Origin of the sequence: Streptomyces curacoi, from assembly GCF_001513975.1 — a bacterium.
Lineage (GTDB): Bacteria > Actinomycetota > Actinomycetes > Streptomycetales > Streptomycetaceae > Streptomyces > Streptomyces curacoi.
On sequence record NZ_KQ947984.1, the window covers coordinates 779,729 to 804,838 of the forward strand.

Consider the following 25,110-nt stretch of genomic DNA (forward strand, 5'->3'; position numbering starts at 1 on the left):
CGTGCCGTCAACGGCTTGATGGGGTGGTGTGCCCGTGGGTGACCTGCGGGGTACACCACCCCTTCACCTTTCCTACGATGCGGCCATGAAGCAGCCGCCCGCACAAAACCGTTGGGAACGACTCAGCCAACGTCCCCTGTTCGCGCTGGCCCTGGTGTTCGCCGTGGCCTATGCCGTGCCGATCGTCGAGCCGGACGCGAGCCGTGCGGTGGTGCACGCGTGCCTCGTCGTGGAGTGGGTGGTGTGGGGCGCGTTCGCGCTGGACTACGTCGTCCGGCTGCTCCTCGCCGAGCGGCGGTGGGAGTTCGTGCGGTCGCACTGGCTTGACCTGTGCGCGGTGCTGCTGCCGCTGATACAGCCACTGCGGCTGCTGCGGCTCGTGTCCACGCTGCTGCTGGTGGGGCAACGGGCGCGGATGGCCTCGCAGATACGGCTCACCACCTATGTCGGCGGGGCGGTGGTCGGGCTGATGATGTTCGGGTCGCTGGCCGTGCTGTCGGTGGAGCGCAACTCGCCGGACGGGAACATCAAGACGCTGGGTGACGCGGTGTGGTGGTCGTTCACCACCATGACGACCGTGGGATACGGGGATCACGCGCCGACCACGGGGCTGGGGCGGATGCTCGCGGTGGGGCTGATGCTGTCGGGGATCGCCCTGCTGGGTGTGGTGACCGCGAACATCGCCGCGTGGTTCATAGCGCGGTTCGAGATGGACGACGTGGAGGAGCGGCGGCAGACGGAAGCCATACGGCTCCTGACCGAGGAGGTGCGGGCGCTGCGAGCGGAGGTCGCAGCGCTGTCGGGGAACGGGGTGGGTGACAAGCAGGTGCGTTAGCCGGTACTGCAGCCGGCCCACCCCGGGCTCCTGGGCGCTACATCAGGCCGTTGCCCGGCGCTGCCGCCCCCGCCAGCCAGATGATGGCCAGCAAGGTGTCTATCGCGCCCAGGATCACCGCGACCAACGCGGGTACAGGGCGGGCCCCGGTCCAGCTGCGGCCCATCGCCAGCCAGCCGCAAATGATCGCCACGGGGCCCAGGATGATGCCCAGGACGAAGAATCCAGCGACCGCGCAGATGGTTCCGGCGATTCCGAGCGTCGCGCGATCCGGCCCGGTCCGTGACCACGTCCGGCCACGTGAGCGGGGGTACCTGCGCGTTCCATGTCCGAAGCCCGCCATCGTCAACTCCCTGAGTCGGCGTTCGACTTGGCGAGTACCCATGGTGCGCCGGTCATGCGTGCGTGTTTCGGGCCGTCGGCGCGCTGTCCCCCTCCGGCAGCGCGCCGCGGCCCGGGTCGCCCTCCGCATCGTACGAACTTGCCCGAGGAACATGCCGTACGGAGGACTTGACCCACTGTGACCTGCGGCGCGTGCCGGGTGGGAGGGATCTTCGGGGTTGTCACCCTGATAGGGGAACTCCCGCCGCCGATCCTCCGTTCGTCCGCGGCGCGTCAGATGTGCGCGGCGCCCGCGCCCGCCTCCGCGTTCTCGCCCCGCTTGGTGAGGAAGGCGACGAAGACGGCGACGACGGCCACGCCGGCGGCGACGAGGGACGCCGCGCTCATGCCCGAGATGAACGTGTCGTGTGCCACGTCAGTGATCTTCGCGGCGACGGCGTCCGGGGTGCCCGGGGCCAGGGGTGCCACGCCGACCTGGACCGCCTCGGAGGCCTGGGCCTCCTGGGCCGCCGTGAGCGGCGGGAGCCCCGCGTCCGTCCAGTTGCCGGCCAGGTCGCTGTCGACCTTGGAGGCCATGACGGCGCCCAGGACGGCCGTACCGAGGCTGCCGCCGATCTGCATCGCGGCCTGCTGGAGACCGCCGGCCACGCCGGAGAGCTCCATGGGCGCATTGCCGACGATGACCTCCGTGGCGCCGACCATGACCGGCGCGAGGCCGAGGCCGAGGAGGGCGAACCAGAGCGACATGACGCCGCTGCCGGTGTCGGTCTGAAGCGTGGACATGCCGTACATGGCGATCGCGGTGAGCGCCATGCCGCCCGCCAGCGGGATGCGCGGGCCGAACTTGGTGATCATGGCGCCCGCGAGCGGGGAGCCGACGATCATCATGCCGGTCAGCGGCAGCAGGTGGAGGCCGGCGTCGATCGGGCTCATGCCGTGCACGTTCTGCAAGTAGAACGTCACGAAGAACAGGCCGCCCATGAACGCGATGGCCATGAGGATCATCAGCACGACACCCGCGGACAGCGCCACGGAGCGGAACAGCCCGAGCGGGATCAGCGGCTCCTTGACCTTCGTCTCCCAGAAGGCGAAGAGGACGAAGCCCAGCACGGAGGCGCCGAGGAAGCCGAGGGTCTTCGGGTCCCCCCAGCCCCACTCGGACGGCGGGGCCTTGATCAGCGCCCACACCAGGCAGAACACGGCCGTCGACAGCAGGGCGATGCCCAGGATGTCGAAGGAGCGCGGGGCGTTCTCGGCGCGGTGGTCGAGCAGGATCATGACGCCGAGGACGACAGCGAGGATGCCCACCGGCACGTTGATGAAGAACACCGACTGCCAGTTGACGTGCTCGACGAGGACACCGCCGAGGATCGGGCCGCCCGCGGTGGAGGCGCCGATGACCATGCCCCAGATGCCGATGGCCATGTTGAGCTTCTCGGCCGGGAAGGTCGCCCGCAACAGGCCGAGCGCAGCCGGCATCAGCAGCGCGCCGAAGAGGCCCTGGAGAACGCGGAAGACGACCACGAGCGCGATGCTGTCGGACATGCCGATGGCACCGGAGGCGGCGGCGAAGCCGACCACGCCTATGAGGAAGGTCTGGCGGTGGCCGAAGCGGTCGCCGAGCTTGCCCGCGGTGATCAGGGAGACAGCGAGAGCCAGGAAGTAACCGTTGGTGATCCACTGGACCTCGGCGAAGCTGGCTTCGAGGTCCTTCTGGATGGCCGGGTTGGCGATGGCCACGATGGTGCCGTCGAGGGCCACCATCATGACCCCCACTGCGACGGTGATCAGAGTGAACCAAGGGTGCCCGCGCAGTCCCTTGGCCGGCGTCGCGTCCGACGGAGCTCCTGGTGCCTTGTCCCCCGACCCCGTCGATTTGATGGTGGTCTGACTAGTCATGCGTTCGAGGCTAGTGACAGCCTCTGACAATTGACAAACCAATTCACAAGTCGGTAACTGACAGCTATGGAAACACTGCGCGAACGCAAGAAGCAGCGCACCCGGGACGCGCTGTTGCGCACCGCGCTGGAGCTGTTCACCACCCAGGGTTACGAGCAGACCACTGTCGACGACATCGCCGCGGCGGTCGACGTCTCGCAGCGCACCTTCTTCCGCTACTTCGCCGGCAAGGAGGAGGCCGCCCTCGCGCTGGAGGAGATGGCGGTGGCGCACTTCGTGGCGGCGGTGCGTGAGCGTCCGCCGCACGAGGCCCCCATGGAGGCGCTGCGCCAGGCCGTGCTGGAGGGCTGGGACACGCTCAACGACGTGATCGAGGCCGTCGTACCGATAGAGCTGTATCTGCGCATGTACCAGGTGATCGAGTCGACGCCCGTCCTGTTCGCCGCCCATCTGCGCAGGTCCGCCGAGATCGAGGAGTCCATCGCGCGGGTGCTCGCCGAACGCGAGGGGCTCGACGTGGACGCCGATCCGCGGCCGCGCGTGGCGGTGGCCGTGTTCGGCGGTGTGATGCGGCTGACGGAGCGTCAGTGGAGCGTCGGTGAGGACTTCAGCCTGGACGCCATGCGGACGTTGACCGTCTCATATCTCGAACAGGTGGGACCGGCACTCAGTGAGAGCTGGCGAACACGCTGAGGTCATCGGCGCGTTAAAGCCGATGTGAGCGAAACGTGATACCCGTCACTCGGTTAACGCGAGACCCTCTCGTTCTCCTAGTGTGTCCTTTCAGTGACTTCCTTCGACACGTCCCCGCAACTGAACGTCTGGCGCGCTCTGCTCGCGCTGGCCGTCGTGTTCGTGATGCTGGCGACCACCGGCTGGACCGCCATGCGCCACCACCGGACCCCCGCGCCACTGCAGGCCTCGCTCAGCGCCTGGGAGCGCGGCAGCATCGCCGGACACCGGCTGCCGGCCGTGGACTCCGCCCCCGCCCGGCTCGCCCGTTTCTTCGCCTCGCTCACCGATCGGCAGCGCGACAGCCTCGTACACCGCTATCCGCTCGCGGTCGGCAACATGAACGGCGCGCCCGTCGCACTGCGTTACCGCGCCAACCGCATCGCGCTCGACGAGGCGCGCGAGGTCGAGCGCAAGCGCATGCGCGACAGCAGACTCACGCCCGACGGCCAGCGCGAGGCGGGCCGCCGGATGCATCGCTTCGAGTCGATGATGCGGGCGGACCGGCACATCCTCGCCTTCGATCCGGAGGGCTCGGGGCGGGCGGCGGAGGTCTTCGGCGACCTGGACAAGGCCGAGCGGATCTCGGTCGTCGTCCCCGGCGTCGACACCGACCTGCTGACCTTCCAGCGCACCAGCCGCAAGTACTCGGCACCGGTCGGCATGGCGCAGTCCCTGTACGAGGCCGAGCGCGCCGTCAGCCCTTCGACGCGTACGGCCGTGATCGCCTGGGCCGACTACACCACGCCGAACGGGCTCGGCATCGACTCGGCGACGGCGATGCGGGCCGCGAACGGCGCCGTACGCCTGAACGCGCTGGTGCGGGCCCTGCCCGGCGGCTCGCCGGTCTCCCTCTTCTGCCACAGCTACGGCTCGGTGCTGTGCGGGCTGGCCGCGCCCGCGCTGCCGGGGCGGGTGGCCGACATAGCGGTGGCCGGAAGCCCCGGAATGCGGGTCGCCAAGGCCTCCCAGCTGCGTACGTCCGCGCATGTGTGGGCGATGCGGGACGCCGACGACTGGGTGCAGGACGTGCCGTATCTGGAGGTCGGCGGACTGGGGCACGGCGAGGATCCGGTGTCGGCGGTGTTCGGGGCGCGGGTGCTGTCGGCACGGGACGCGAAGGGGCACGGCGGCTATTTCGAGCCGGGTACGGACAGCGTGCTGAACTTCGCCGAGATCGGGGTCGGCGCGTACGAGTCGGTGCGGTGCGCCGACGATGCCGAGGCCTGTCGGGCGGGTTTGTCCGACACGGCGTCGGCCGGACGCGCGTAGAGACGCAGGAATTGCGGTCTGCGCGGGGTGGCGACGGAGGAGCACGTGCCGCATACGATGAGCCGCATGGGTGACGTACTGGCCGGATTTCATGCCGCCTGGGAGTTCGAGTCCGACTCCGTGCTCATCCGTTACGAACGGGGGATTCGAACACCTAAGCTCTTTCAGGCGCTGGGGGAACGCCGTGTTCCGCTGGACGCGATCGCCGGGGTGACGCTGACGCCCGGCAGACGCGGCACGGTGGTACTGCGCGTCGAGCCCCGGCCGGGCGCCGATCCTTTGATGGACGCGGCGGCCGGGCAGCTGAAGGAAGGGTGCGATCCGTACCGGCTGGTGCTGCCGGCGGACAAGGAGACGCTGGCCGAGTACTACGCCGACGAGCTGCGGGCACAGTTGACACGGTCCGGGGTGGCCGAGGAGTTCCTCGTCACCGCGCCCGAAGTGCCGTTGCAGTTCAAGGCGTACGACGGCAAGGCGTCCTTCGACGGCAAGACGGTGCACTTCCGGTGGTTCTGGACCGGGGCGTCGTCGGCGAAGTGGAAGGCCGGGGACCAGAGCTTTCCGGTGGCCGAGTTGAGCGGCGTGGAGTGGCGGTCGCCGGAGGTGTTCGAGGGGCATCTGCGGTTGCTGAGGCGGGATTTCGGCGACGAGCAGCCCGCGCAGGCCGATCAGGATCCGGCGGCGGTGGTGTTCGGGCTCGGATACGGGCCGGTGCACGAGTCGTTGCCGTTCGCCGCCGCCGTGCTGGAGGCGGTGCGCAAGTGCGGGCCGGTCGCCGCGGTACCGGCATCGGCACCGCGGCGTGACCCCGCCGACATCGCCGAGCGCATCCGCCACCTCGGGGAGCTGCACCAGGCGGGGCTGGTGACGGATGAGGAGTTCTCGCTGAAGAAGGCGGAGCTGCTGGCGGAGCTCTAGCGTCTGCCTGGTTCTGTGCGTCGGCTGCTGGGGTCGTGTGTGGCTGGTCGCGCCCCCAACGGCATCTACTCCCGGCCGGCAGAGGCGAACCGCATGTCCGCGTAACGGTCTCCCGCCACCTGCGCCGCGATCGGCTCCAGCAGGGCCAGCTCCTCCTCGCTCAGCACGATCCGCGTGGCCGCTGCGTTCTCCTCCACCCGGCTCGGCCTGCGTGTGCCCGGGATCGGGATCACCGGCAGGTCGTGCACCGCGGCCTGTTGCTGGACCCAGGCCAGGGCTATCTGGCCCAGGGAGGCCCCGTGGGCCTCGGCGACCGTGCGGACCGGGGCCAGCAGGGCGGCGTTCGCGGCCGCGTTCTCGCCGGTGAAGCGGGGCTGCCGGCGGCGGAAGTCGTCGGACGTGAGGTCCTCGGCCGTGGCGAAGGAGCCCGTGAGGAAGCCCCGGCCCAGCGGGGAGTAGGGGACCAGGGTCACGCCCAGCTCGCGGGCCGCGGGGACCACCTTCGGCTCGATGTCGCGGCTGAACAGCGACCACTCGGACTGGACGGCCGCGATGGGGTGGACGGTGTGCGCGGCGCGCAGTTCGTCCGCCGTCACCTCGCTCAGGCCCAGCTGCTTGACCTTGCCCTCGCGTACGAGGTCGGCCATCGTGCCGACGGTCTCCTCGATGGGGACGTTCACATCCCGGCGGTGCATGTAATAGAGGTCGATCACGTCGACGTCCAGACGGCGCAGGCTCGCCTCGACGGCCTGGCGGATGTACGGCGCGTCGTTGCGGATGACCCGGCGCGTCGGGTCGTCCGGCGGGATCGACAGGGCGAACTTGGTGGCGATGACGACCTCGTCGCGGTGCGCCTTGAAGAACGGGGAGAGGAACTTCTCGTTCTCGCCCGCGCCGTACGCGTCCGCCGTGTCGTACAGCGTGACGCCCAGTTCCAGCGCCCGCTCCAGGGTCGCCCTGGACTCGCCCGCGTCCGAGGGGCCGTACGCGAAGCTCATGCCCATGCAGCCGAGGCCCTGGACGCCCACCTCGGGGCCCGTCGCGCCGAGTCGTACCGTCGCGATCCTGTTGTTCGTCATCCGGCCTGCTCCGCCTTCTTCTGCTCGTATGTCGTGTGCTGCTCGTATGTCGTGTGCTGCTCGTGCGTCTTGTCCTGCTCGTACAGACGGCCCGCGTCCGCGTAGAAACTGATCTTCCGGTCGAGCACCGCCAGCGTGTCCTGCAGCTCGGTGATCCGGGCGAGGACGTCGCGGCGGGTGGACTCCAGCAGCTCGAAGCGCTCGCCGAACGTGTGGTCGCCCTCGCGCACCAGCTCGGCGTACCGCACCATGTCGGCGACCGGCATGCCGGTCAGCCGCAGCTTGCCGACGAGGTCGAGCCAGTCCAGGTCGCGGTTGCTGTAGCGGCGCTGGCCCGTGTGCGAGCGGCCGATGTGCGGCATGAGGCCGATCCGCTCGTACCAGCGCAGGGTGTGGGCCGTCAGACCGGTGAACGCGACGACCTCGCTGATCGTGTAGCTGTCCTGGCCTTCCGGCCGCCGGTGCGGGTGCGGCGGGGCGGCGCAGCTGTCGGTCCTGGTACTCGTGGTCTCCATCACCGTCATGCGCTCCACGCTATGACCTTGGAGTGCGCTCCAAGCAAGCGGAAACGGTAAGAAAACCACGGGACATGGCCGCAGCGCCGGGTGGCCTGCGCGGTCGCGCCGACGCCGCGGCCGGACCCCACGATGACGACCCCACGATGATGCTGAAGCGCCGAGCGGCTTAGGCTCACAGACATGTCCTTGCAGAGCCTCGCACTGATCGAGAACTGGCCGGTCCCCACCGCCGCGGCGGGTGTCGTACGAGCCGACGGCACGGTCCTGGGCACCCACGGCCCCGTCGGGCAGCGCTTCCCGCTGGCCTCGGTCACCAAGCCGCTGGCCGCGTACGCCGTCCTCGTCGCGTACGAGGAGGGTGCGGTCGAGCTGGACGAGCCGGCCGGACCTGCGGGCTCGACGGTCCGGCATCTGCTCGCGCACACCTCCGGGCTGGCGTTCGACGAGCACCGGGTGACGGCCCCGCCCGGGGAGCGGCGGCTGTACTCCAACGCCGGGTTCGAGCAGCTCGGGGACCACATCGCCAAGGCGACGGACATCCCGTTCGCGGAGTATCTGCGGCAGGCGGTGCTGGAGCCGCTGGGCATGACGGCCACGTCGCTGGAGGGCTCCCCGGCGAAGGACGGGGTGTCGACGGTCGAGGATCTGCTGCGGTTCGCGGCGGAGGTGCAGGCGCCGCGGCTGCTGGACCCGCGGACGGTCGCCGAGGCGATGACCGTGCAGTACCCGGGGACGAAGGGTGTGCTGCCGGGGTACGGGCACCAGAACCCCAACGACTGGGGGCTCGGCTTCGAGATCCGTGACGGCAAGTCCCCGCACTGGACGGGGTCCGCGTCCTCGCCGCGCACCTTCGGGCACTTCGGTCAGTCGGGTACGTTCCTGTGGATCGACCCGGACGCGGGGGTCGCCTGCGTCGCGCTGGCCGACCGGGCGTTCGGGCCGTGGGCGATCGAGGCGTGGCCGGCGTTCACGGACTCGGTGCTCGGGCAGTCGCGGGGGTGACGTCGGCGGGGGCGCCAACGGGCCTCGTCCTCAAACGCCGGACGGGCTGGTCAGTCAGCCCTCACGAAGGTCGAGAAGGCCCCGCCATCTCCCAGACCAGCAGCTCCGCCCCCTCCGGTCCTCCCACCGCCTCCACATCCGTCGCGTCCGTGATCCGCGCCGCGTCCCCCTGCCCCAACTCCTCCGCGCCCAGCCGTACTTCACCCCGCACGACATGGGCGTAGACATACGCCCCGCCCGGCACCGCCGTCCGCGCCCCCGCCTCCAGGCGGCGCACATGGAGCATCGCGCCCGCCTCCGGGACGGCGTACGGCGTCGAGTCCGCGATGCCGTGGACGATCTCGTACGACGGGTCGCCGCCCGGCGACAGCGGGGCCAGCCAGGTCTGGATGAAGGTCAGTGGGGTGTCGGCGTCGTTGCGCTCCACGTGCCGTACGCCACCCGCCGAGCTCAGCCGCTGCACGTCCCCGGCGCGGACCCGGGTCTCGTGCCCCGTGGAGTCGCGGTGGGTCAGTTCGCCCTCGACCACCCACGTCACGATCTCGGTGTGGCTGTGGGGGTGCTCGTCGAAGCCGGCGCCGGGGGCGAGCCGCTCCTCGTTGCAGGCGATCATCGCGCCGAAGCGGAGGTTGTCGGGGTCGTAGTGCGGGCCGAAGGAGAAGGCGTGGCGCGACTCGATGCCCGCTGCCGGATCCCCTCCGGGGTAGCGCTCCGCGGCGCGCCGTACATCCATCACGTCCACCACGGTAGCCCGGCCGACCAGCCCACACAGACGCCGGGCAAGTGCCCACCAACGGTCACCGGGCCAACGACACCGGCCGCGAGGGAGCCGTAGGGGCGCGCCGGTGTCGAGAGACCGAACGCGCGGAGGCCCGAAGGGCTGAGCACGATCGGGCTCTCGACACCGGCATGTGGCGCCCCGAAGGCGACCGAGCCGAACATTCGGCACCCCACCTACAGAAAGCACTGCACAGCCGACCGAACCGTCAAGACAGCCGCCCGAACCACCAAGACAGCCTCCCGAACCGCCAAGCCCTCCGAACCGCCAAGACACCCCCCCAAGCCCCAACCACACACCCTCTGGCACGCGCACCCGTCCCGATAAGGCAGTCTTGTCCCCGTGCCCGAACCCGAATCCCGTAAGTCCGAAGCCGCCACGCACAACGTCCACCCGCACTCCGCGACCCTGAAGCGGCTCGAGAAGTCCTCAGGCTCCCTGGCCGCCCAGGCCATCGCGCGGATGGACGAGACTCTGCCGTGGTACCGGGCCATGCCACCGGAGAACCGTTCCTGGATCGGTCTCGTCGCACAGGCCGGTATCGCCGCCTTCACCGAGTGGTTCCGGCATCCCGACGCCCCTCAGGCCATCTCCACCGATGTCTTCGGTACCGCCCCGCGTGAGCTGACCCGGGCCGTCACGCTGCGGCAGACCGTCGAGATGGTGCGCACGACCATCGAGGTCATGGAGTCGGCCATCGACGAGGTCGCGGCCCCCGGTGACGAGGCCGTGCTGCGGGAAGCGCTTCTCGTGTACGCCCGTGAGATCGCCTTCGCCACCGCCCAGGTCTACGCCCAGGCCGCCGAGGCACGCGGTGCCTGGGACGCCCGGCTGGAGTCGCTCGTCGTCAACGCCGTGCTGAGCGGTGAGGCCGACGAGGGGGCCGTGTCACGGGCCGCCGCGCTCGGGTGGAACTCTCCGGAGCATGTGTGCGTGGTGCTCGGGACCGCGCCCAACGGGGACAGCGAGCTGACCGTCGAGGCCATCCGGCGGGCCGCCCGGCACGCCAAGCTGCAGGTGCTCACCGGGGTTCTCGGGGATCGGCTCGTCGTCATCGCGGGCGGCAGTGACAATCCGCTCGCGGTCGCGAAGTCGCTGATCGGGCCCTTCGCCGCCGGGCCGGTCGTGGCGGGGCCCATCGTGTCGGACCTGCTGGCCGCCACGCGGTCCGCGCAGGCCGCCGCCGCCGGTCTGAAGGCGTGTTCCGCCTGGCAGGACGCCCCTCGGCCGGTGCTCGCGGACGATCTGCTTCCCGAGCGCGCCATCGCGGGGGACCCCAGCGCGCGCGAGCAGTTGGTGGAGGAGATCTACAGACCGCTGGAGGAGGCGGGGTCGGCTCTGCTGGAGACGCTCTCCGTCTATCTCGAACAGGCGAGCAGCCTGGAGGGCGCCGCGCGGATGCTGTTCGTGCATCCCAACACCGTGCGCTACCGGCTTCGACGTGTGACTGACGTCACCGGATGGTCGCCCTCCGATGTACGCTCCGCATTCACTCTGCGGATCGCGCTGATCCTGGGGCGTCTGGTCGACGGCGATCTCCAGCTCTAGGCTTTTGTCGGGGGCCCACAAAACCCCCTCGCGTTCTTCGTCCTTGTCCTCACGGGCGGCCGTGGCCGTCCCCAAGAGAGAGTGTGAGAGTGCTCGTACTCGTCGCTCCCGGCCAGGGCGCCCAGACGCCCGGCTTCCTGACCCCCTGGCTCGAACTGCCCGGTGCCACCGACCGTGTCGGTGCCTGGTCGGACGCCATCGGACTCGACCTCGCCCACTACGGCACACAGGCCGACGCGGACGCGATCCGGGACACGGCTGTGGCGCAGCCGCTCCTCGTCGCCGCCGGCATCCTGTCCGCCGCGGCACTCGGTACTGAGACATTTGCCGCTGACGCGGCGGGCTCCGAGATCGCGCCGGGCGCCGTCGCGGGACACAGCGTCGGTGAGATCACCGCCGCCGCCTTCGCGGGCGTCCTCGACGACACCGCCGCGCTGACCCTCGTACGCAAGCGGGGCCTGGCCATGGCCGAGGCCGCCGCGATCACCGAGACCGGCATGTCGGCGCTGCTCGGCGGCGACCCGGAGGTCTCTGTCGCGCACCTGGAGAAGCTGGGCCTGACTCCGGCGAACATCAACGGCGCCGGGCAGATCGTGGCCGCGGGCACGCTGGAGCAGCTCGCCGCGCTCAACGAGGACAAGCCCGAGGGTGTGCGCAAGGTCGTCCCGCTGAAGGTCGCGGGCGCCTTCCACACGCACCACATGGGCCCCGCGGTGGAGAAGCTGGCCGAGGCCGCCAAGGAGCTCGTGCCCGCCGACCCCGCGATCACCTACGTCTCCAACAAGGACGGCAAGGCGGTCGCCACCGGCGCCGAGGTGCTGGAGCGGCTGGTCGGGCAGGTCGCCAACCCGGTCCGCTGGGACCTGTGCATGGAGACGTTCAAGGAGCTCGGCGTCACCGCGCTGATCGAGGTGTGCCCCGGCGGCACGCTGACCGGTCTCGCCAAGCGCGCGCTGCCGGGCGTGCAGACCCTCGCGCTCAAGACCCCCGACGACCTCGACGCGGCTCGCGAGCTCATCGCAGAGCACAGTGCCTGACAAGGAGCGCCAGAGCATGCCGAAGCTGAAGCCCAGCAAGGGCGCCCCGTACGCGCGCATCCTCGGTGTCGGCGGCTACCGCCCGACCCGGGTGGTGCCCAACGAGGTGATCCTGGAGAAGATCGACTCGTCCGACGAGTGGATCCGTTCGCGCTCCGGCATCGAGACGCGGCACTGGGCGAACGACGAGGAGACCGTCGCCGCGATGTCGATCGAGGCGTCCGGCAAGGCGATCGCCGACGCCGGGATCTCCGCCGAGCAGATCGGCGGCGTGATCGTCTCGACCGTCTCGCACTTCAAGCAGACCCCGGCCGTCGCCACCGAGATCGCCGACAAGCTCGGCACGAACAAGGCCGCCGCCTTCGACATCTCGGCCGGCTGCGCGGGCTTCGGCTACGGCCTCACCCTCGCCAAGGGCATGATCGTCGAGGGTTCCGCCGAGTACGTCCTCGTCATCGGCGTCGAGCGGCTGAGCGACCTCACCGACCTGGAGGACCGGGCGACGGCCTTCCTGTTCGGCGACGGCGCCGGCGCGGTCGTCGTGGGCCCGTCCAAGGAGCCGGCCATCGGCCCCACGGTCTGGGGCTCCGAGGGCGACAAGTCCGAGACGATCAAGCAGACCGTGCCGTGGACGGACTACCGCGTCGGCGAGGTCGACAAGTTCCCTGCGATCACGCAGGAGGGCCAGGCGGTGTTCCGCTGGGCCGTGTTCGAGATGGCGAAGGTCGCCCAGCAGGCGCTGGACGCGGCCGGGATCACCCCGGACGACCTGGACGTCTTCATTCCGCACCAGGCCAACGAGCGGATCATCGACTCGATGGTGAAGACTCTGAAGCTGCCGGAGCATGTCACGGTCGCCCGCGACGTGCGCACCACCGGCAACACCTCGGCCGCCTCGATCCCGCTCGCGATGGAGCGGCTCCTGGCGACCGGCGAGGCGAAGAGCGGCGACACCGCGCTCGTCATCGGATTCGGGGCGGGTCTCGTGTACGCCGCGACGGTCGTTACTCTCCCCTAGGCACTCCGTGCCGGATCATGCGATCCGGGGCGGGAACTGCAACACCTGCCGCTGCCGCGGCGGGCGCCACACCCTCTGAATAACACGAAGGAGCGCCAACATGGCCGCCACTCAGGAAGAGATCGTCGCCGGTCTCGCCGACATCGTGAACGAGATCGCCGGCATCCCGGTTGAGGACGTCCAGCTGGACAAGTCCTTCACCGACGACCTGGACGTCGACTCGCTGTCCATGGTCGAGGTCGTCGTCGCCGCCGAGGAGCGCTTCGACGTCAAGATCCCCGACGAGGACGTCAAGAACCTCAAGACCGTCGGCGACGCGACCGACTACATCCTCAAGCACCAGGGCTGATCCGCCGATCAGGCCTGAGGGCTGACTGCCCCGCCACCCGGCGGTGGCGCCGTACGAATCCTCGTATCCGTTGGAGAAAGAATTCCCGTGAGCTCGACCAATCGCACCGTGGTCGTCACCGGTATCGGCGCAACCACACCGCTGGGTGGCGACGCAGCCTCTACCTGGGAGGGCCTGCTCGCCGGACGTTCCGGTGTCAGGCCCCTGGAGCAGGAGTGGGCCGCCGAGCAGGCGGTCCGTATCGCCGCCTCGATCGCCGTGGAGCCGACCGAGGTCATCCCGCGGCCGCAGGCCCGCCGCCTGGACCGCTCGGCGCAGTTCGCGCTGATCGCCGCGCAGGAGGCATGGAAGGACGCCGGCTTCGAGGCGAAGGCCGGTGAGGACACCACTGTCGACCCGGACCGGCTCGGTGCGGTCATCGCCTCCGGCATCGGTGGCGTGACGACCCTGCTCGACCAGTACGACGTGCTCAAGGACAAGGGCGTTCGCCGCGTCTCCCCGCACACCGTCCCGATGCTGATGCCGAACAGCCCCTCCGCCAACGTGGGCCTGGCCGTGGGCGCCCGCGCGGGCGTGCACACGCCGGTCTCCGCCTGCGCGTCGGGTGCCGAGGCCATCGGCTACGCCATCGAGATGATCCGTACCGGCCGCGCCGACATCGTGGTCGCCGGTGGCACGGAGGCGGCGATCCATCCGCTGCCGATCGCCGCGTTCGGCAACATGATGGCGATGTCCAAGAACAACGACGACCCGCAGGGCGCGTCGCGTCCCTACGACGTGGCCCGTGACGGCTTCGTCCTCGGCGAGGGTGCCGGTGTCATCGTCCTGGAGTCCGCCGAGCACGCCGCGAAGCGCGGTGCCCGGGTGTACGCCGAGGCGGTCGGCCAGGGCATCTCCGCCGACAGCCACGACATCGTGCAGCCGGAGCCCGAGGGCCGCGGTATCTCGCACGCGCTGCAGAACCTGCTGGAGCGCACCGACCTGGACCCGGCGGAGATCGTGCACGTCAACGCGCACGCGACGTCGACGCCGGCCGGTGACATCGCCGAGCTGAAGGCGCTGCGGAAGGTGTTCGGTGACGACGCCGACCACATGGCCGTGTCGGCCACCAAGTCGATGACGGGCCATCTGCTGGGTGGCGCCGGTGGCGTGGAGACGGTGGCGACCGTGCTCGCGCTGTACCACCGGGTGGCGCCGCCGACCATCAACGTCGAGAACCTCGACCCCGAGGCCGAGGCGAACGCGGACGTCGTTCGCGACGAGGCGCGGAAGCTGCCGGTCGAGGGCCGGATCGCCGCGCTCAACGACTCGTTCGGGTTCGGTGGGCACAACGTGGTGCTGGCGTTCCGGACCGTTTGAGACTGATTCGTACGACGCGAAGGGCCCCCACCAGCTGGTGGGGGCCCTTTGTGCTGCGTGCGCAGAAGCGGCTGGGCGGCGATCACACCACCTGGTGCAGCCAGCGGACCGGGGCGCCCTCGCCCGCGTACCTGAAGGGCTCCAACTCGTCGTCCCACGGCTTGCCCAGGAGCTTGGCGATCTCCGCCTCCAGGTCGGTCTCGCCACGCTGGGAGCGCTGGAGTGCCGCGCGTAGCCGGTCCTCGGGGATCAGGATGTCGCCGTGGATGCCGGTGACCGCGTGGAAGATGCCCAGGTCGGGGGTGCAGCTGTAGCGCTCGCCCTCGGCTGTGGGGCAGGGCTCGGCCGTGACCTCGAAGCGCAGGAGGTGCCAGCCGCGCAGGGCCGACGCCAGCTTGGAGGCCGTGCCCGGCTCGCCCTGCCAGGAGAACTCCGAGCGCCAGGTGCCGGGCGCGGCCGGCTGCCGGATCCAGTCGAGGTTGACGCGGGTGCCGAGCACGCCGGCGACGGCCCACTCGACGTGCGGGCACAGCGCGCGCGGCGCGGAGTGCACGTACAGAACTCCACGTGTCGTCACCGGGACCTCCGGGCAGAGCGGACATCTTGCGAACTGGCGGACGGCAGTGGCCGGGCAGCCACGTTGATGGCGAGGCTACCGTGCGGCGGCGCAAGGAGTGTGACGTACGGTCGGTCCCGGTGCCGCGAAACGTCCGCCATTCACCCGGCAGGACGCTTGTACGGGTGTGAGCCGTTGCATGAGCCGGGTGGGAACCCTTGTGCGTTGTTATTGGTTGACAACCATGACGGAGCCGAACGAGGGGATGGGCCAGGTATGCGGAAGCGACGGCACGTCGCACGCGCTGTCTTCGCCGCCGTGACCGCGGCCGTCCTGGGCGTCGCCGGCTGTGACGCCGTCGGCGGCGACTCCCCGGGCCCGTCCGGCACCGGGGCGCAGAGTGCGCGGCCGTCTCCGAAGCCGACCCCGGCCTGGGACCGCAGCCCCGCCTCGATCGCGGCCGTGGGTGACTCCATCACGACCGGCTTCGACGCCTGTACGGTCCTGCAGGACTGCCCCGAGGTCTCGTGGGCGACGGGCAGCAGTCCGCAGGTCGACAGTCTCGCCGTACGGCTGTTGGGGAAGGCGAAGGCGGCCCGGAGCAGCTGGAACTACGCCGTGACGGGGGCGCGGATGGCGGACGTGGCCGGGCAGCTGGACCGGGCGGTGGCGCGCAGGCCGGAGCTGGTGACGGTGATGGCGGGGGCGAACGACGCCTGCCGGGAGACGACCGACGCGATGACGCCGGTGGCCGACTTCCGGACGCAGTTCGAGGAGGCGATGGGCACGCTGCGGGACGCCCTGCCGAAGGCCCAGGTGTATGTGGCGAGTGTGCCCAATCTGATGCGGCTGTGGGAGCAGAGCCGTACCAACCCGATGAGCAAGCAGGTGTGGGGGCTCGGCATCTGCCCCTCGATGCTGAGCGATCCCGACTCCCTCACCACGGCGGCGAACCAGCGGCGCGCGACGGTGCAGGAGCGGGTCGAGGCGTACAACAGGGTGCTGGAGGAGGTCTGTGAGAAGGACCGCCGGTGCCGGTTCGACGACGGCGCGGTGTACGACTACCGCTTCGGCACCGCCCAGCTGAGCCAGTGGGACTGGTTCCACCCGAGTGTGGACGGTCAGGCGCGATTGGCGGAGATCGCCTACCGGACGGTCACGAACTAGTGTTCCGCTCATGAGCGAACACTTCGGCACACTTTCCGACGGCACCCACGTCCACCGCTGGACCCTGGAGCGGGCGGGCGTCCGGGTACGGGTCCTGTCGTACGGCGGGATCGTGCAGTCGCTGGAGGTGCCGGACCGGGACGGAAGCGCCGCGAACGTGGTGCTCGGGTTCGCCGGCCTGGACGGTTATCTGTCCCACCCGTGGCCCTACTTCGGCGCCCTCATAGGACGGTACGCCAACCGGATCGCGGGCGGCCGCTTCTCGCTGGACGGCCGGACGTACCCGCTCGCCCCCAACAACGCGCCCAGCTCCCTGCACGGCGGCGAGCACGGTTTCGACAAGCGCGTGTGGGAGGGGTCGCCGGTCGAGCACGGGGTGCGCCTGAACCGGGTCAGCCCGGACGGCGAGGAGGGCTTCCCGGGGCGGCTGGAGGTGTCGGCGACGTACACGCTGGAGGCCGACGGTGCGCTGCGGATCGCGTACGAGGCGGTGACGGACGCGCCGACCGTGGTGAACCTGACCAACCACAGCTACTTCAACCTCGCCGGAGCGGGGTCCGGCGACGCGGGTGGTCATGAACTGCGGCTCGCCGCTTCCCGGTTCACCCCGGTCGACGCGGAGCTGATTCCGACCGGCTCGCTGGACGAGGTCGCGGGGACGCGCTTCGACTTCCGTGCGGCCCGGAAGGTCGGCGCCGGGTACGACCACAACTTCGTGCTCGACAAGGGAGTGACGGCGAGCGCGGAGGAGGCCGCCGAGCTGTACGACCCGTCGACCGGGCGGACGCTGACGGTGGCGACCACCGAGCCCGGCCTCCAGCTCTACACCGCCGACCATCTGAGCGAGCCGTTCGCTCCGGGGCACGGCATCGCGCTGGAGACCCAGCACTTCCCGGACTCCCCGAACCAGCCGGAGTTCCCGAGCACGGTGCTGCGGCCGGGCGAGGTGTTCCGGTCGGAGACGGTGTACGGCTTCTCGGTGCGCTGAGGCACCGCGCACCCGAGCCCCGGTCCAGGTGTCAGGGTTCCTGGACCGGGGCTGTTCCTGGGTACTTCTCCCGGATCAGACGTTAACCGTCGCGGTCAGGCGGCGGTCGGCGATCGAGTGACTCACCTGGATCTCGTACGAACCCTTCACAAAGGTCCACGCATTGGTCTTCTCGTCCCATGTCTCGAAGGCCCGCCGCGGGAGTTCGACCACGGCCTCGGCCGTCTCCCCGGGCCCCGCCGCCACGCCCGCGAAACCGGCCAGCCACCGCGCCGGGCGCTCGGCGTCGGGCTCGGCCGGCGCCAGATAGACCTGCACGACCTCGCGCCCGGCGCGCTCGCCGGAGTTGCGGACGCGGACCGTGACCGTCGTTCCCTCGACCTCGGCGGACTCGTACGTCCAGTCGGTGTAGCCGAGGCCGTGGCCGAAGGGGTAGGACGGGACCCGGCCCTGCTTCTCCCAGGCGCGGTAGCCGATGAAGACGTCCTCGGTGTAGGGGAGTTCGCCGTCCGCGGGGACGACCCGGGTGACGGGGGCGTCGGCCAGGGAGCCCCAGGTGGTGGGCAGCCGGCCGCCCGGTTCGTGCACGCCGGTGAGGACGTCCGCGAGGGCCGCGCCGCCCTCCTGGCCGGGGAACCAGCTGAGCAACACGGCGGCGACGTCCTCGCGCCACGGCAGCTCCACCGGGGAGCCGGAGTTGACGACCACGACGGTGCGGGGGTTGGCGGCGGCGACGGCGCGGACCAGGTCGTCCTGGCGGCCGGGGAGCGTCAGGTCCGTGCGGTCGAAGCCCTCGGACTCGACGCGCTCGGTGGTGGCGACCACGACGACGGCCGTGTCGGCGCTGCGGGCGGCCTCGACGGCCTCGGCGATCAGCTCGTCGGGGTCGCGCTGCGGCCCCTGGTGGGCGAGGGCGAAGATGATCGACGGCATCGGGGAGTCCTCGGGGACCTCGACGACGTGGGTGAGGGAGACGTCGACCGGTTCGCCGGCGGTGAGTTCGACCCGGGCCCGGGGCACGGGCGCGCCGAAGAAGGTGATGAAGGGGTCGTCCTTAGAGGGGACCTGGACCTCGTCGAAGTACGTCGTGCCGCCGACGGTGAGCCTGAAGGTGCCGAAGCCCTGGATGCCGAAGGTGTGCGAGCCGCTCTCGCGCGGGGTGAACGTGCCGGTCAGCTCGACGGTGTGCAGCCGCGCGCAGGTGACGCCGTCGGGCAGGGCCGACGGCCCCATCCACTTGAGCTGGCCGCCCGGCGCGGAGTCGGAGCCGATGACGTCGCCGTCGGCGTCCCGGCACACGGCGCGCAGCTCGAACCGCGGGTCGAAAACGGAGAGTTCGGTGTTCGGGTCGGCGCCGACGGCGTAGGTGAGGGTGCCTTCGGGGAGGGCGGCGGTGAGGCCGTCGAGGGGGGAGACGATCCGGGCGGGGAAGACGGTGGCGGAGCCGCCGCCGAGGACCCGGGCGTCGCGGGCGGCGGCGCCGATGAGCGCGACCGTGCCGTTCGGCCGCAGCGGGAGGGCGCCGCCTTGGTTGCGGACCAGGACGAAGGAGCGGCGGGCGATCTCGCGGGCCAGCGCGCTGCCGTCGACGGCCTCGGGGAGCTCGGTGACGACGGGCTCGGCGCCCGCCAGGATCCCGACGCGGGCGGCGAGCCGCAGGACGTTGCGGACGGCGTCGTCGACCTTGGCCTCGGCCACCTCGCCGTCCCGTACGGCCTGGGCGAGGGCCGGGCCGTACACCGTCTGCGGGCCCGGCATGGCGACGTCGAGGCCGCCCTCGATCGCGCCGACGGTCGACCGGGCGGCCAGCCAGTCGGAGACGTTGCAGCCGTCGAAGCCCCATTCGCCGCGCAGGACCTCGTTCACGAGGTGGTGGTGCTCGGTCATCGTCGTGCCGTTGACCGTGTTGTAGGCCGTCATGATGCCCCAGGGGTGGGCGTTCTCGACGATGGTCTCGAAGGGCGCCAGGTACAGCTCGCGCAGGGCGCGCTCGCTCACGGTGTTGTTCACGGTGAAGCGGTCGGTCTCGGCGTCGTTGGCGACGAAGTGCTTGACGGTGGTGCCGACGCCGCCGGACTGGACGCCGGTGACATATCCGGCGCCGATCGTCCCCGTCAGGTACGGGTCCTCGCTGTACGCCTCGAAGTGGCGTCCGCCGAGGGGCGAGCGGTGGAGATTGACCGTGGGTGCGAGCAGCACGTGGACGCCCTTGCGGCGGGACTCCTGGGCGAGCAGCACCCCCGCGCGGCGGGCGAGTCCGGGGTCCCAGGTGGCGGCGAGGGCGGTGGGCGAGGGCAGCGCGACGGACGGGTCGTCGGCGGTCCAGCGCACGCCCCGGACGCCGATCGGGCCGTCGGACATGACGAGGGACTTCAGGCCGATGCCGGGGAGCGCGGGCAGGGTCCACATGTCCTGGCCGGAGAGCAGCCGCGCCTTCGCGTCGAGGTCCAGCCGGGCGAGCGCGGCCTCGACGACCGCCTCGCGTGCTTCGTCGGCCTGGGTGCGGGTTCCCGCCATCGCGGTGCCTCCTCGTTGAGTCCGGGCTGTGCCTCCATCCTGCCCGCGGTACCTGTAGGTCGGTAGGTTTCGTTATCCTGCTGTTATGTTGCTTCTACGGCCATGCCGTACGGTGACGCCATGAACGCGAGGGTCAGGAGCGAGGAACGCCGCGCGGAGATCGTGCAGGCCGCCCTGGAGGTGATCGCCGAGCGCGGCTACCGGGGCGCGAGCCTGGCCGCGGTCGCGGAACGCGTCGGGCTCACCCAGCAGGGGCTGCTGCACTACTTCCCGACCAAGGACGCGCTGCTCGTCGCGGTACTGGAGGACCGGGACCGGTGGGACGCGATGCCCAACACCCGGCTGCGCGTCGAGCTGATCGCTTCGATCGTCGAGTACAACGCGATGCGGCCCGCCATCATCCAGACCTTCTCGGCGCTGCTCGGCGAGAGCGTGACCGAGGGACATCCGGCGCGCGAGTACTTCACCGAGCGGTACACGCGGGTCCGCTCGAACCTGGCGGAGGTCCTGCGCACCGAGTACGGCGAGCGCCTGCCCAGCGGCCTCACCCCGGAGCGGGCGGCTCCCCTGCTCGTCGCGATCATGGACGGTCTGCAGTACCAGTGGCTCCTGGACCCGGAGTCGGTGGACATGCCCGGCGCGTTCCGGGACTTCCTCACACTGCTGGGCGAGAACCGCCAGCACCCGGCCTGACCGCGGCGACCACCTCGACCTCCACCAGCGCCTCCGGCCGGAAGAGCCTCGGCACCTCGAAGGTCATGCTGGTGGGCGGGGTGCCGGTGAGGAACTGCCGCCGTACGGCGCCGTATTCGTGCAGCGTGCCGATGTCGGTGAGGCAGGTGCGGATGTTGATGACGTCCGCCAGGGACGCGCCGTGGGCCTTCAGCAGGGCGGCGATCGTCTCGAAGATGCCGCGGGTCTGCTCGGCGACCGTGGCACCCTCGGCGATCTGCCCGGACAGGAACAACAGGGCGCTGCCGTCGGCGTGTTCGACGCGGGCGACCTGGGAGTAGTACGGGCTGAGCGGCTGGGGCGCGGAGGCGGGGTTGTCGAGGGTGATCTGCATGCCTCGACGCTAGGCGGGCACTTGAGATGCGACAAGCGAATGTCCAGCATGGCTGACATGCCGAACCAGCATGAGTTCCCCGAGGTGTCCACCGTGTGGCTGAGGGCGTTCCTGGAGGTCGCCCGGCACGGCTCCTTCACCGGCGCCGCCCGGACCCTCGGGTGGACGCAGTCGGCGGTCTCCCGCCAGATCGCCACGCTGGAAGGCGCGTTGGGTGGTGCCCCGCTGTTCGACCGGCTCCCGCGCGGCGTGCGGCTCACCGAGGCCGGACGGATCCTCGTGCCGCACGCCGAGGCCGTGGCCGAGTCGCTCCACGACGCCGTGCGCGAACTCACCGCCCTGCGCGAGGTCACGGGCGGACGGCTGCGGTTCGGCGCCTTCGCCACGGCCGACGCCGGACTGGTGCCCCACGCGCTGGCCGCCTTCCGGGCCCGCCACCCCCGCGTCCATGTGACACGCGAGGAAGGCTTCACCCCGGTGCTTCTGGACCGCCTCACGGCCGGCCACCTCGACCTGGCCGTCGTGTCGACCACGGGCCGCGCCCCGCTGGAGACGTACGAACTCCACCACCTCCTCGACGAGTCCCTGTACGTCGCCGTGCCTGCCGCGCACCCCCTCGCGGGCCTGGAGGGGCCCGTACGGCTGGGCCGACTCGCCGACGAGGACTGGATCTCCGGCAGCTCCCGCCCCGAGGGCACCCTCCTCGACGCGGCCCTGCGGCAGGGCTTCCGGCCGCGTGTCGCGCATGTCGTCGGCGAGTGGACGGCGAAGCAGGGGTACGTCGCGGCCGGCCTCGGCGTCGCCCTGGTCCCGGCGCTGGCCGCCGCGTCGGTACGCCCCGACGTCCGGCTGGTGCCGGTGCGCGACGAGGGCGGCCCGGCGAGGGCGGTGTACGCGGCGACGGTACGGGGGCGGTCGCTGACACCGGCGGTGGAGGCGTTCCTCGGGGCGCTGAGGGAGGCGGCGGCGAAGGTGCCGCCCCGCACCATGGCGTAGACCACTCACGTCACGCGATACTTCCGGCGTCCCGCACCACGCTCCCCCACCGTGACGGAAGGACCAAAACTCCCTTGAATTCCATACGCGTTCGGATCGGCGTCCTCGCAGCCACCCTGCTGGCCGGCCTCTCGGCCCCCACCACCGGGGCCACCGCGGCCGAGTCGGCAGCCGCGCCGACCGTCGAGGAACAGCGCCTCGACAAGACGGTCCCCCAGGAGATCCTGCGCCGCTCCGGATTCGAGGCCGCGACAACGGAGTTCGCCCGCGACCTCACCGCCGCGCACTCCTACGCGCAGGCCCGCCGGGTCGTCGTACGCGAGGGATCGGCGCTGTGGCGCAGGGCCGTGGACCGGGCGCAGGGGCGGGGGCCGGCCGGCGGTGACCTGAGCCGGGACGACGACCGGCCGCTGTACTGGGCGCGGCTTTCGATGACGCGGGACGTGCGCACCTGGGAGCCGGAGTTCGGGCTGAGCGGCGCCCAACGGGCCGCGCTGCTCGACACGCTGGAGCGGACCTCGCGCGGCCAGACCGACCTCCGCCATCCGCACGGCGAGGGAATGAGGCGGATCCTGGTCACCGGCTTCGACCCCTTCACCCTCGACCGCGACATCCGTATCTCCAACCCGTCCGGGGCCACCGCGCTCGCCCTCGACGGCACGGTGATCGAGACGGCGAAGGGGCCGGCGCGGGTGGAGACCGCGGTGTTCCCGGTGCGCTGGCAGGACTTCGCGGAGGGGACGGTGGAGCGGACGCTGCGGCCGTATCTGAAGAAGGCCGATCTCTTCACGACCGTGAGCCAGGGGCGCGTCGGGCGGTTCGACATCGAGCGCACCAACGGGGCCTGGCGGGGCGGCTTCCCGGACAACGAGAACGTCTCCCGCACCGAGACCGTCCCGGTCGCCGATCCGGCCTCGCAGCCGCAGTGGACGACGACGACGCTGCCGTACCGGGAGATCGTCGCCGCGAACACCGGCCGTTTCCCGGTCTACGACAACACGAGCGTGACCGAGATCCCGGCGGGAGGCACGGAGTCCGTCGTACGGGCGGACGGGCCGACGCCCGGCTCGACCGCGCGGGCCGGGGGCGGCGGGAACTACCTCTCCAACGAGATCGCCTACCGGGCGACGCTGCTGCGGGACCGGCTGGGGCTGCACGACGTGCTGCCGGGCGGGCATGTGCACACGCCGGTGCTGCAGTTCGGGGCGGGCAACACGGATCCGGCGACGGGGTCGGTGACGGACCCCGAGTTCGTCCGCAACCGGCTCGACATCATCGCCCAGGTCCGGACGATCCTGAAGGTGGCGGCCGACAGCCCGGTCACCAGCTGACGGACTCCGAGTCGGGGGCGCTCGCCGCTTCCTCCCGGGTCTCCTCACCGAGCAGTTCCCGCACCATGAGCGTGGCCCCGGCGACCGCCCCCGGCATCAGGAACACCGCGACGAACGGCACCAGGAAGGCCACGGCGAGCGGCGTGCCGAAGCCCCAGACGAGCCTCTTGCGGGAGCGGAGCATGGCGAGGCGGTCGCGGAGTTCGACGCGGCGGCGCTGGAGGGCGACGGCCGTGAGCTCCTCGGTGAGGAAGAAGCCGGTGACGAAGAAGCCGATCACCGGTACGGCCGTCTGGCCGACGACCGGGATGAAGCCCAGGGCGAAGAGCAGCACGCCCCAGAGCGCGGCGCGCACTACGATGCGCAGGCTGTCGCGGCCCGAGATCCACAGCTCGCGCCAGAGCGGCAGGCCGGACTCGGGGGCGGTGCCGTCCGGGGAGACGTCCCGGTCGACCTTCTCGGAGAGGTTCTCGTAGAAGGGCTGGCCGATCAGCAGGGTGACCGCGGTGAAGGTGATGACGGAGAGCAGCAGGCCGAGGGCGAACAGGACGGCGGTGAGGAAGCCGCGGAAGAGGCCCTGCCAGGGGCTCGACCAGTCGTCCGCGAACGGCGTCGACCACGCCACGAAGTCCTGGCCCCAGAGCGCGAGCGCGACCAGCGCGGCCGCGTAGAGCACCAGGGTGATCAGACCCGGGACCAACCCGAACCCGTACTGCTTGCCGTGCCGGGCCACCCATCGCTGGCCCTTGAGGAGATATCCGAAACCGACCCCGAGATCACGCATGGGCGAACTCTACCGAGCGGGCCGTGGCCGGCGGGCCGCCAGGGGTGGTGCTGATCAGGCCGGTGAAACCGCCACCACGACCCCCTGCTCCGCCGCCGGCGACACCGCCGCCGAGACCCGTACCGCCACCGCCCTGGCCACCCGCCCGGTCCGGGCCGCGCCGGCGAGGAGGAGGGGCTGGACCTGTTCCAGGGCGGAGACCAGCAACTCCTCCCCGGCGATCAGTACCGGCCGGGCCGCCTTGGTGGTCGCCGCCGCGGCCTCCGTGAGGTCGGCCAGGGGCGGGAGGGCGGCTCGGACGACGTTCGCGCCGGCGGCGGCGGTGCGTTCGGCGAGGGCCACCTGGAGCGGCATCAGGGGCGCGAGCGCGGCCGTCAAGGCGTCGGCGATGCGGCTGAGTTCGGGGGACGACTCGCGCAGGACGTCCGCCGCCGAGCGGAGCAGCGGCGTCACGGCGAGCAGGGCGCCCGCGGCCACCCCGGCCGTCGCCGGCAGCAGCGGTGACGTCGCCTCCACCAGCTCGCCGAGCGCCGCCGCGAACTCCTCGACCGCCGGCTCGACGGCGTCCAGCACCGGCAGCAGGCTCTCGCCCAGGGCGGTCAGCAGGGCCTGCGCCGGTTCGCTCACCGGGTGGACCGCGAGGGGCGCCCCGCTGGTGCCGAGGCGGGTGAGGGTCTCGACGATGCGGTAGAAGGCCTCCTGGGCCTGCGGCGAGGCGCTGGCCTCGGCCAGTTCGGCGGTGGTCCGCCGCAGCACGCGCAGCACCTCGGCCCCCGAACCGTCCCTGGGGTCGAAGGTGTTGATCGCGATGCGGGTCAGGTTTCCGGCCGTTTCCAGGAGTTGGCCGGTGATGTCCGTCGTGCTGCGTGCCATGCGCAGTACGTCGTCCCTGCTGGGGAGCGAAGGGATCGTCGCCATGAGCTCTCGCCCCTTTGTCGTCGTCGACACACACCCGGAGCCCTCAGCATGCCCCCTTTGCCCGCCCCGGCAGGGGCCGTCCGGGGTATCCGTGACACCAA

At 71.2% G+C, this 25,110-nt stretch carries 25 protein-coding genes; 15 read left to right on the forward strand and 10 right to left on the reverse strand.

What is annotated here, in order from left to right:
• Positions 1-85: 85 nt before the first annotated feature.
• Positions 86-835 (forward strand): potassium channel family protein, encoded by a 750-nt coding sequence (locus AQI70_RS03480; protein ID WP_062143884.1) that lies wholly within the window; start codon positions 86-88, stop codon positions 833-835.
• A gap of 37 nt (positions 836-872) precedes the next feature.
• Here AQI70_RS03480 and AQI70_RS03485 read toward each other — a convergent pair whose 3' ends face one another.
• Positions 873-1,178 (reverse strand): hypothetical protein, encoded by a 306-nt coding sequence (locus tag AQI70_RS03485; protein ID WP_062143887.1) that lies wholly within the window; start codon positions 1,176-1,178, stop codon positions 873-875.
• A 272-nt stretch (positions 1,179-1,450) separates the two neighbouring features.
• Positions 1,451-3,076 (reverse strand): MFS transporter, encoded by a 1,626-nt coding sequence (locus AQI70_RS03490; RefSeq protein WP_062143890.1) that lies wholly within the window; start codon positions 3,074-3,076, stop codon positions 1,451-1,453.
• Between the two features lie 66 nt (positions 3,077-3,142).
• Here AQI70_RS03490 and AQI70_RS03495 point away from each other — a divergent pair, with 66 nt between their 5' ends.
• From AQI70_RS03495 to AQI70_RS03505, 3 genes are all read left to right on the forward strand, one after another.
• A complete protein-coding gene (locus AQI70_RS03495; protein ID WP_062143894.1) occupies positions 3,143-3,769 on the forward strand; it encodes a TetR family transcriptional regulator in 627 nt (208 codons plus the stop codon).
• 93 nt (positions 3,770-3,862) lie between these two features.
• Positions 3,863-5,080 carry an alpha/beta hydrolase gene (locus AQI70_RS03500; RefSeq protein WP_062143897.1) on the forward strand — a complete coding sequence of 406 codons (1,218 nt, stop codon included), beginning with the start codon at positions 3,863-3,865 and terminating at the stop codon, positions 5,078-5,080.
• A gap of 57 nt (positions 5,081-5,137) precedes the next feature.
• Positions 5,138-5,998, forward strand: a complete 861-nt coding sequence (locus tag AQI70_RS03505) for a DUF4429 domain-containing protein (protein WP_062145036.1) — start codon at positions 5,138-5,140, stop codon at positions 5,996-5,998.
• A gap of 65 nt (positions 5,999-6,063) precedes the next feature.
• On the opposite strand, the gene AQI70_RS03510 is transcribed toward AQI70_RS03505, so the two are convergent.
• On the reverse strand, positions 6,064-7,077 hold the full coding sequence (locus AQI70_RS03510) for an aldo/keto reductase (protein ID WP_062143900.1): 1,014 nt from the start codon (positions 7,075-7,077) through the stop codon (positions 6,064-6,066).
• Positions 7,074-7,601: a MerR family transcriptional regulator gene (locus tag AQI70_RS03515; protein ID WP_062143903.1), complete on the reverse strand. Its 528-nt coding sequence runs from the start codon at positions 7,599-7,601 to the stop codon at positions 7,074-7,076. The genes AQI70_RS03510 and AQI70_RS03515 overlap by 4 nt, the downstream gene beginning before the upstream one ends.
• Positions 7,602-7,775: 174 nt before the next feature.
• Between AQI70_RS03515 and AQI70_RS03520 the strand changes: the two genes are divergently transcribed.
• Complete coding sequence (locus AQI70_RS03520) at positions 7,776-8,597, forward strand: serine hydrolase domain-containing protein (RefSeq protein WP_062143905.1); 822 nt, start codon at positions 7,776-7,778, stop codon at positions 8,595-8,597.
• 61 nt (positions 8,598-8,658) lie between these two features.
• Here AQI70_RS03520 and AQI70_RS03525 read toward each other — a convergent pair whose 3' ends face one another.
• The gene (locus AQI70_RS03525) at positions 8,659-9,330 is read right to left on the reverse strand and encodes a pirin family protein (protein WP_107116896.1); all 672 of its coding nucleotides are present in this window, start codon (positions 9,328-9,330) and stop codon (positions 8,659-8,661) included.
• Positions 9,331-9,717: 387 nt separating this feature from the next.
• On the opposite strand from AQI70_RS03525, the gene AQI70_RS03530 reads away from it, so the two are divergent.
• The 5 genes from AQI70_RS03530 to fabF all read left to right on the forward strand — a co-directional run bounded on the left by AQI70_RS03530 (position 9,718) and on the right by fabF (position 14,686).
• A complete protein-coding gene (locus tag AQI70_RS03530; protein WP_062143907.1) occupies positions 9,718-10,923 on the forward strand; it encodes a PucR family transcriptional regulator in 1,206 nt (401 codons plus the stop codon).
• 89 nt (positions 10,924-11,012) lie between these two features.
• Positions 11,013-11,960: an ACP S-malonyltransferase gene (locus AQI70_RS03535; protein ID WP_062143910.1), complete on the forward strand. Its 948-nt coding sequence runs from the start codon at positions 11,013-11,015 to the stop codon at positions 11,958-11,960.
• Between the two features lie 16 nt (positions 11,961-11,976).
• Positions 11,977-12,978, forward strand: a complete 1,002-nt coding sequence (locus tag AQI70_RS03540) for a ketoacyl-ACP synthase III (protein ID WP_062143913.1) — start codon at positions 11,977-11,979, stop codon at positions 12,976-12,978.
• Positions 12,979-13,078: 100 nt separating this feature from the next.
• A complete protein-coding gene (locus tag AQI70_RS03545) occupies positions 13,079-13,327 on the forward strand; it encodes an acyl carrier protein (protein WP_004001566.1) in 249 nt (82 codons plus the stop codon).
• An 87-nt stretch (positions 13,328-13,414) separates the two neighbouring features.
• Positions 13,415-14,686, forward strand: a complete 1,272-nt coding sequence (fabF, locus tag AQI70_RS03550) for a beta-ketoacyl-ACP synthase II (RefSeq protein ID WP_062143916.1) — start codon at positions 13,415-13,417, stop codon at positions 14,684-14,686.
• An 82-nt stretch (positions 14,687-14,768) separates the two neighbouring features.
• On the opposite strand, the gene AQI70_RS03555 is transcribed toward fabF, so the two are convergent.
• Complete coding sequence (locus AQI70_RS03555) at positions 14,769-15,263, reverse strand: DUF3145 domain-containing protein (protein ID WP_037889224.1); 495 nt, start codon at positions 15,261-15,263, stop codon at positions 14,769-14,771.
• A 255-nt stretch (positions 15,264-15,518) separates the two neighbouring features.
• Between AQI70_RS03555 and AQI70_RS03560 the strand changes: the two genes are divergently transcribed.
• Together AQI70_RS03560 and AQI70_RS03565 are read left to right on the forward strand one after the other, a co-directional pair.
• Positions 15,519-16,409 (forward strand): SGNH/GDSL hydrolase family protein, encoded by an 891-nt coding sequence (locus AQI70_RS03560; protein WP_062143919.1) that lies wholly within the window; start codon positions 15,519-15,521, stop codon positions 16,407-16,409.
• A gap of 10 nt (positions 16,410-16,419) precedes the next feature.
• Entirely contained in the window at positions 16,420-17,397 is a 978-nt protein-coding gene (locus tag AQI70_RS03565) for an aldose epimerase family protein (RefSeq protein ID WP_062143923.1), read from the forward strand.
• 75 nt (positions 17,398-17,472) lie between these two features.
• Here the strand turns inward: AQI70_RS03565 and AQI70_RS03570 are convergent, their stop codons facing one another.
• Positions 17,473-19,914, reverse strand: coding sequence for a glycoside hydrolase family 3 protein (locus tag AQI70_RS03570; RefSeq protein WP_062143926.1), 2,442 nt, complete (start codon positions 19,912-19,914; stop codon positions 17,473-17,475).
• Positions 19,915-20,016: 102 nt separating this feature from the next.
• On the opposite strand from AQI70_RS03570, the gene AQI70_RS03575 reads away from it, so the two are divergent.
• Positions 20,017-20,607, forward strand: coding sequence for a TetR/AcrR family transcriptional regulator (locus tag AQI70_RS03575; RefSeq protein ID WP_062143929.1), 591 nt, complete (start codon positions 20,017-20,019; stop codon positions 20,605-20,607).
• Here the strand turns inward: AQI70_RS03575 and AQI70_RS03580 are convergent.
• Entirely contained in the window at positions 20,570-20,980 is a 411-nt protein-coding gene (locus AQI70_RS03580; protein ID WP_062143932.1) for a RidA family protein, read from the reverse strand. The genes AQI70_RS03575 and AQI70_RS03580 overlap by 38 nt on opposite strands.
• Before the next feature lie 48 nt (positions 20,981-21,028).
• Here AQI70_RS03580 and AQI70_RS03585 point away from each other — a divergent pair, with 48 nt between their 5' ends.
• Together AQI70_RS03585 and AQI70_RS03590 are read left to right on the forward strand one after the other, a co-directional pair.
• Positions 21,029-21,976 carry a LysR family transcriptional regulator gene (locus AQI70_RS03585; protein ID WP_079051157.1) on the forward strand — a complete coding sequence of 316 codons (948 nt, stop codon included), beginning with the start codon at positions 21,029-21,031 and terminating at the stop codon, positions 21,974-21,976.
• Positions 21,977-22,050: 74 nt separating this feature from the next.
• Complete coding sequence (locus AQI70_RS03590; RefSeq protein WP_062143935.1) at positions 22,051-23,307, forward strand: pyroglutamyl-peptidase I; 1,257 nt, start codon at positions 22,051-22,053, stop codon at positions 23,305-23,307.
• Here AQI70_RS03590 and AQI70_RS03595 read toward each other — a convergent pair.
• The gene (locus AQI70_RS03595; protein ID WP_062143937.1) at positions 23,297-24,091 is read right to left on the reverse strand and encodes an EI24 domain-containing protein; all 795 of its coding nucleotides are present in this window, start codon (positions 24,089-24,091) and stop codon (positions 23,297-23,299) included. The two genes, AQI70_RS03590 and AQI70_RS03595, sit on opposite strands and share 11 nt — an antisense overlap.
• Positions 24,092-24,145: 54 nt before the next feature.
• Positions 24,146-25,009 carry a hypothetical protein gene (locus AQI70_RS03600; protein WP_062143940.1) on the reverse strand — a complete coding sequence of 288 codons (864 nt, stop codon included), beginning with the start codon at positions 25,007-25,009 and terminating at the stop codon, positions 24,146-24,148.
• Between the last annotated feature and the right edge of the window lie 101 nt (positions 25,010-25,110).

What these genes read in the sequence shown, in the direction of transcription:
- AQI70_RS03545 (WP_004001566.1), top strand. Translation starts at nt 13,079, where the DNA reads ATGGCCGCCACTCAGGAAGAGATCGTCGCCGGTCTCGCCGACATCGTG.
- AQI70_RS03585 (WP_079051157.1), top strand. Translation starts at nt 21,029, where the DNA reads ATGGCTGACATGCCGAACCAGCATGAGTTCCCCGAGGTGTCCACCGTG.
- AQI70_RS03580 (WP_062143932.1), bottom strand. Translation starts at nt 20,980, where the DNA reads ATGCAGATCACCCTCGACAACCCCGCCTCCGCGCCCCAGCCGCTCAGC.
- AQI70_RS03520 (WP_062143905.1), top strand. Translation starts at nt 7,776, where the DNA reads ATGTCCTTGCAGAGCCTCGCACTGATCGAGAACTGGCCGGTCCCCACC.
- AQI70_RS03575 (WP_062143929.1), top strand. Translation starts at nt 20,017, where the DNA reads ATGCCGTACGGTGACGCCATGAACGCGAGGGTCAGGAGCGAGGAACGC.
- AQI70_RS03480 (WP_062143884.1), top strand. Translation starts at nt 86, where the DNA reads ATGAAGCAGCCGCCCGCACAAAACCGTTGGGAACGACTCAGCCAACGT.
- AQI70_RS03485 (WP_062143887.1), bottom strand. Translation starts at nt 1,178, where the DNA reads ATGGCGGGCTTCGGACATGGAACGCGCAGGTACCCCCGCTCACGTGGC.
- AQI70_RS03505 (WP_062145036.1), top strand. Translation starts at nt 5,138, where the DNA reads ATGAGCCGCATGGGTGACGTACTGGCCGGATTTCATGCCGCCTGGGAG.
- AQI70_RS03490 (WP_062143890.1), bottom strand. Translation starts at nt 3,076, where the DNA reads ATGACTAGTCAGACCACCATCAAATCGACGGGGTCGGGGGACAAGGCA.
- AQI70_RS03510 (WP_062143900.1), bottom strand. Translation starts at nt 7,077, where the DNA reads ATGACGAACAACAGGATCGCGACGGTACGACTCGGCGCGACGGGCCCC.
- AQI70_RS03525 (WP_107116896.1), bottom strand. Translation starts at nt 9,330, where the DNA reads ATGGATGTACGGCGCGCCGCGGAGCGCTACCCCGGAGGGGATCCGGCA.
- AQI70_RS03600 (WP_062143940.1), bottom strand. Translation starts at nt 25,009, where the DNA reads ATGGCGACGATCCCTTCGCTCCCCAGCAGGGACGACGTACTGCGCATG.
- AQI70_RS03560 (WP_062143919.1), top strand. Translation starts at nt 15,519, where the DNA reads ATGCGGAAGCGACGGCACGTCGCACGCGCTGTCTTCGCCGCCGTGACC.
- AQI70_RS03595 (WP_062143937.1), bottom strand. Translation starts at nt 24,091, where the DNA reads ATGCGTGATCTCGGGGTCGGTTTCGGATATCTCCTCAAGGGCCAGCGA.
- AQI70_RS03570 (WP_062143926.1), bottom strand. Translation starts at nt 19,914, where the DNA reads ATGGCGGGAACCCGCACCCAGGCCGACGAAGCACGCGAGGCGGTCGTC.
- AQI70_RS03565 (WP_062143923.1), top strand. Translation starts at nt 16,420, where the DNA reads ATGAGCGAACACTTCGGCACACTTTCCGACGGCACCCACGTCCACCGC.
- AQI70_RS03495 (WP_062143894.1), top strand. Translation starts at nt 3,143, where the DNA reads ATGGAAACACTGCGCGAACGCAAGAAGCAGCGCACCCGGGACGCGCTG.
- AQI70_RS03515 (WP_062143903.1), bottom strand. Translation starts at nt 7,601, where the DNA reads ATGACGGTGATGGAGACCACGAGTACCAGGACCGACAGCTGCGCCGCC.
- AQI70_RS03540 (WP_062143913.1), top strand. Translation starts at nt 11,977, where the DNA reads ATGCCGAAGCTGAAGCCCAGCAAGGGCGCCCCGTACGCGCGCATCCTC.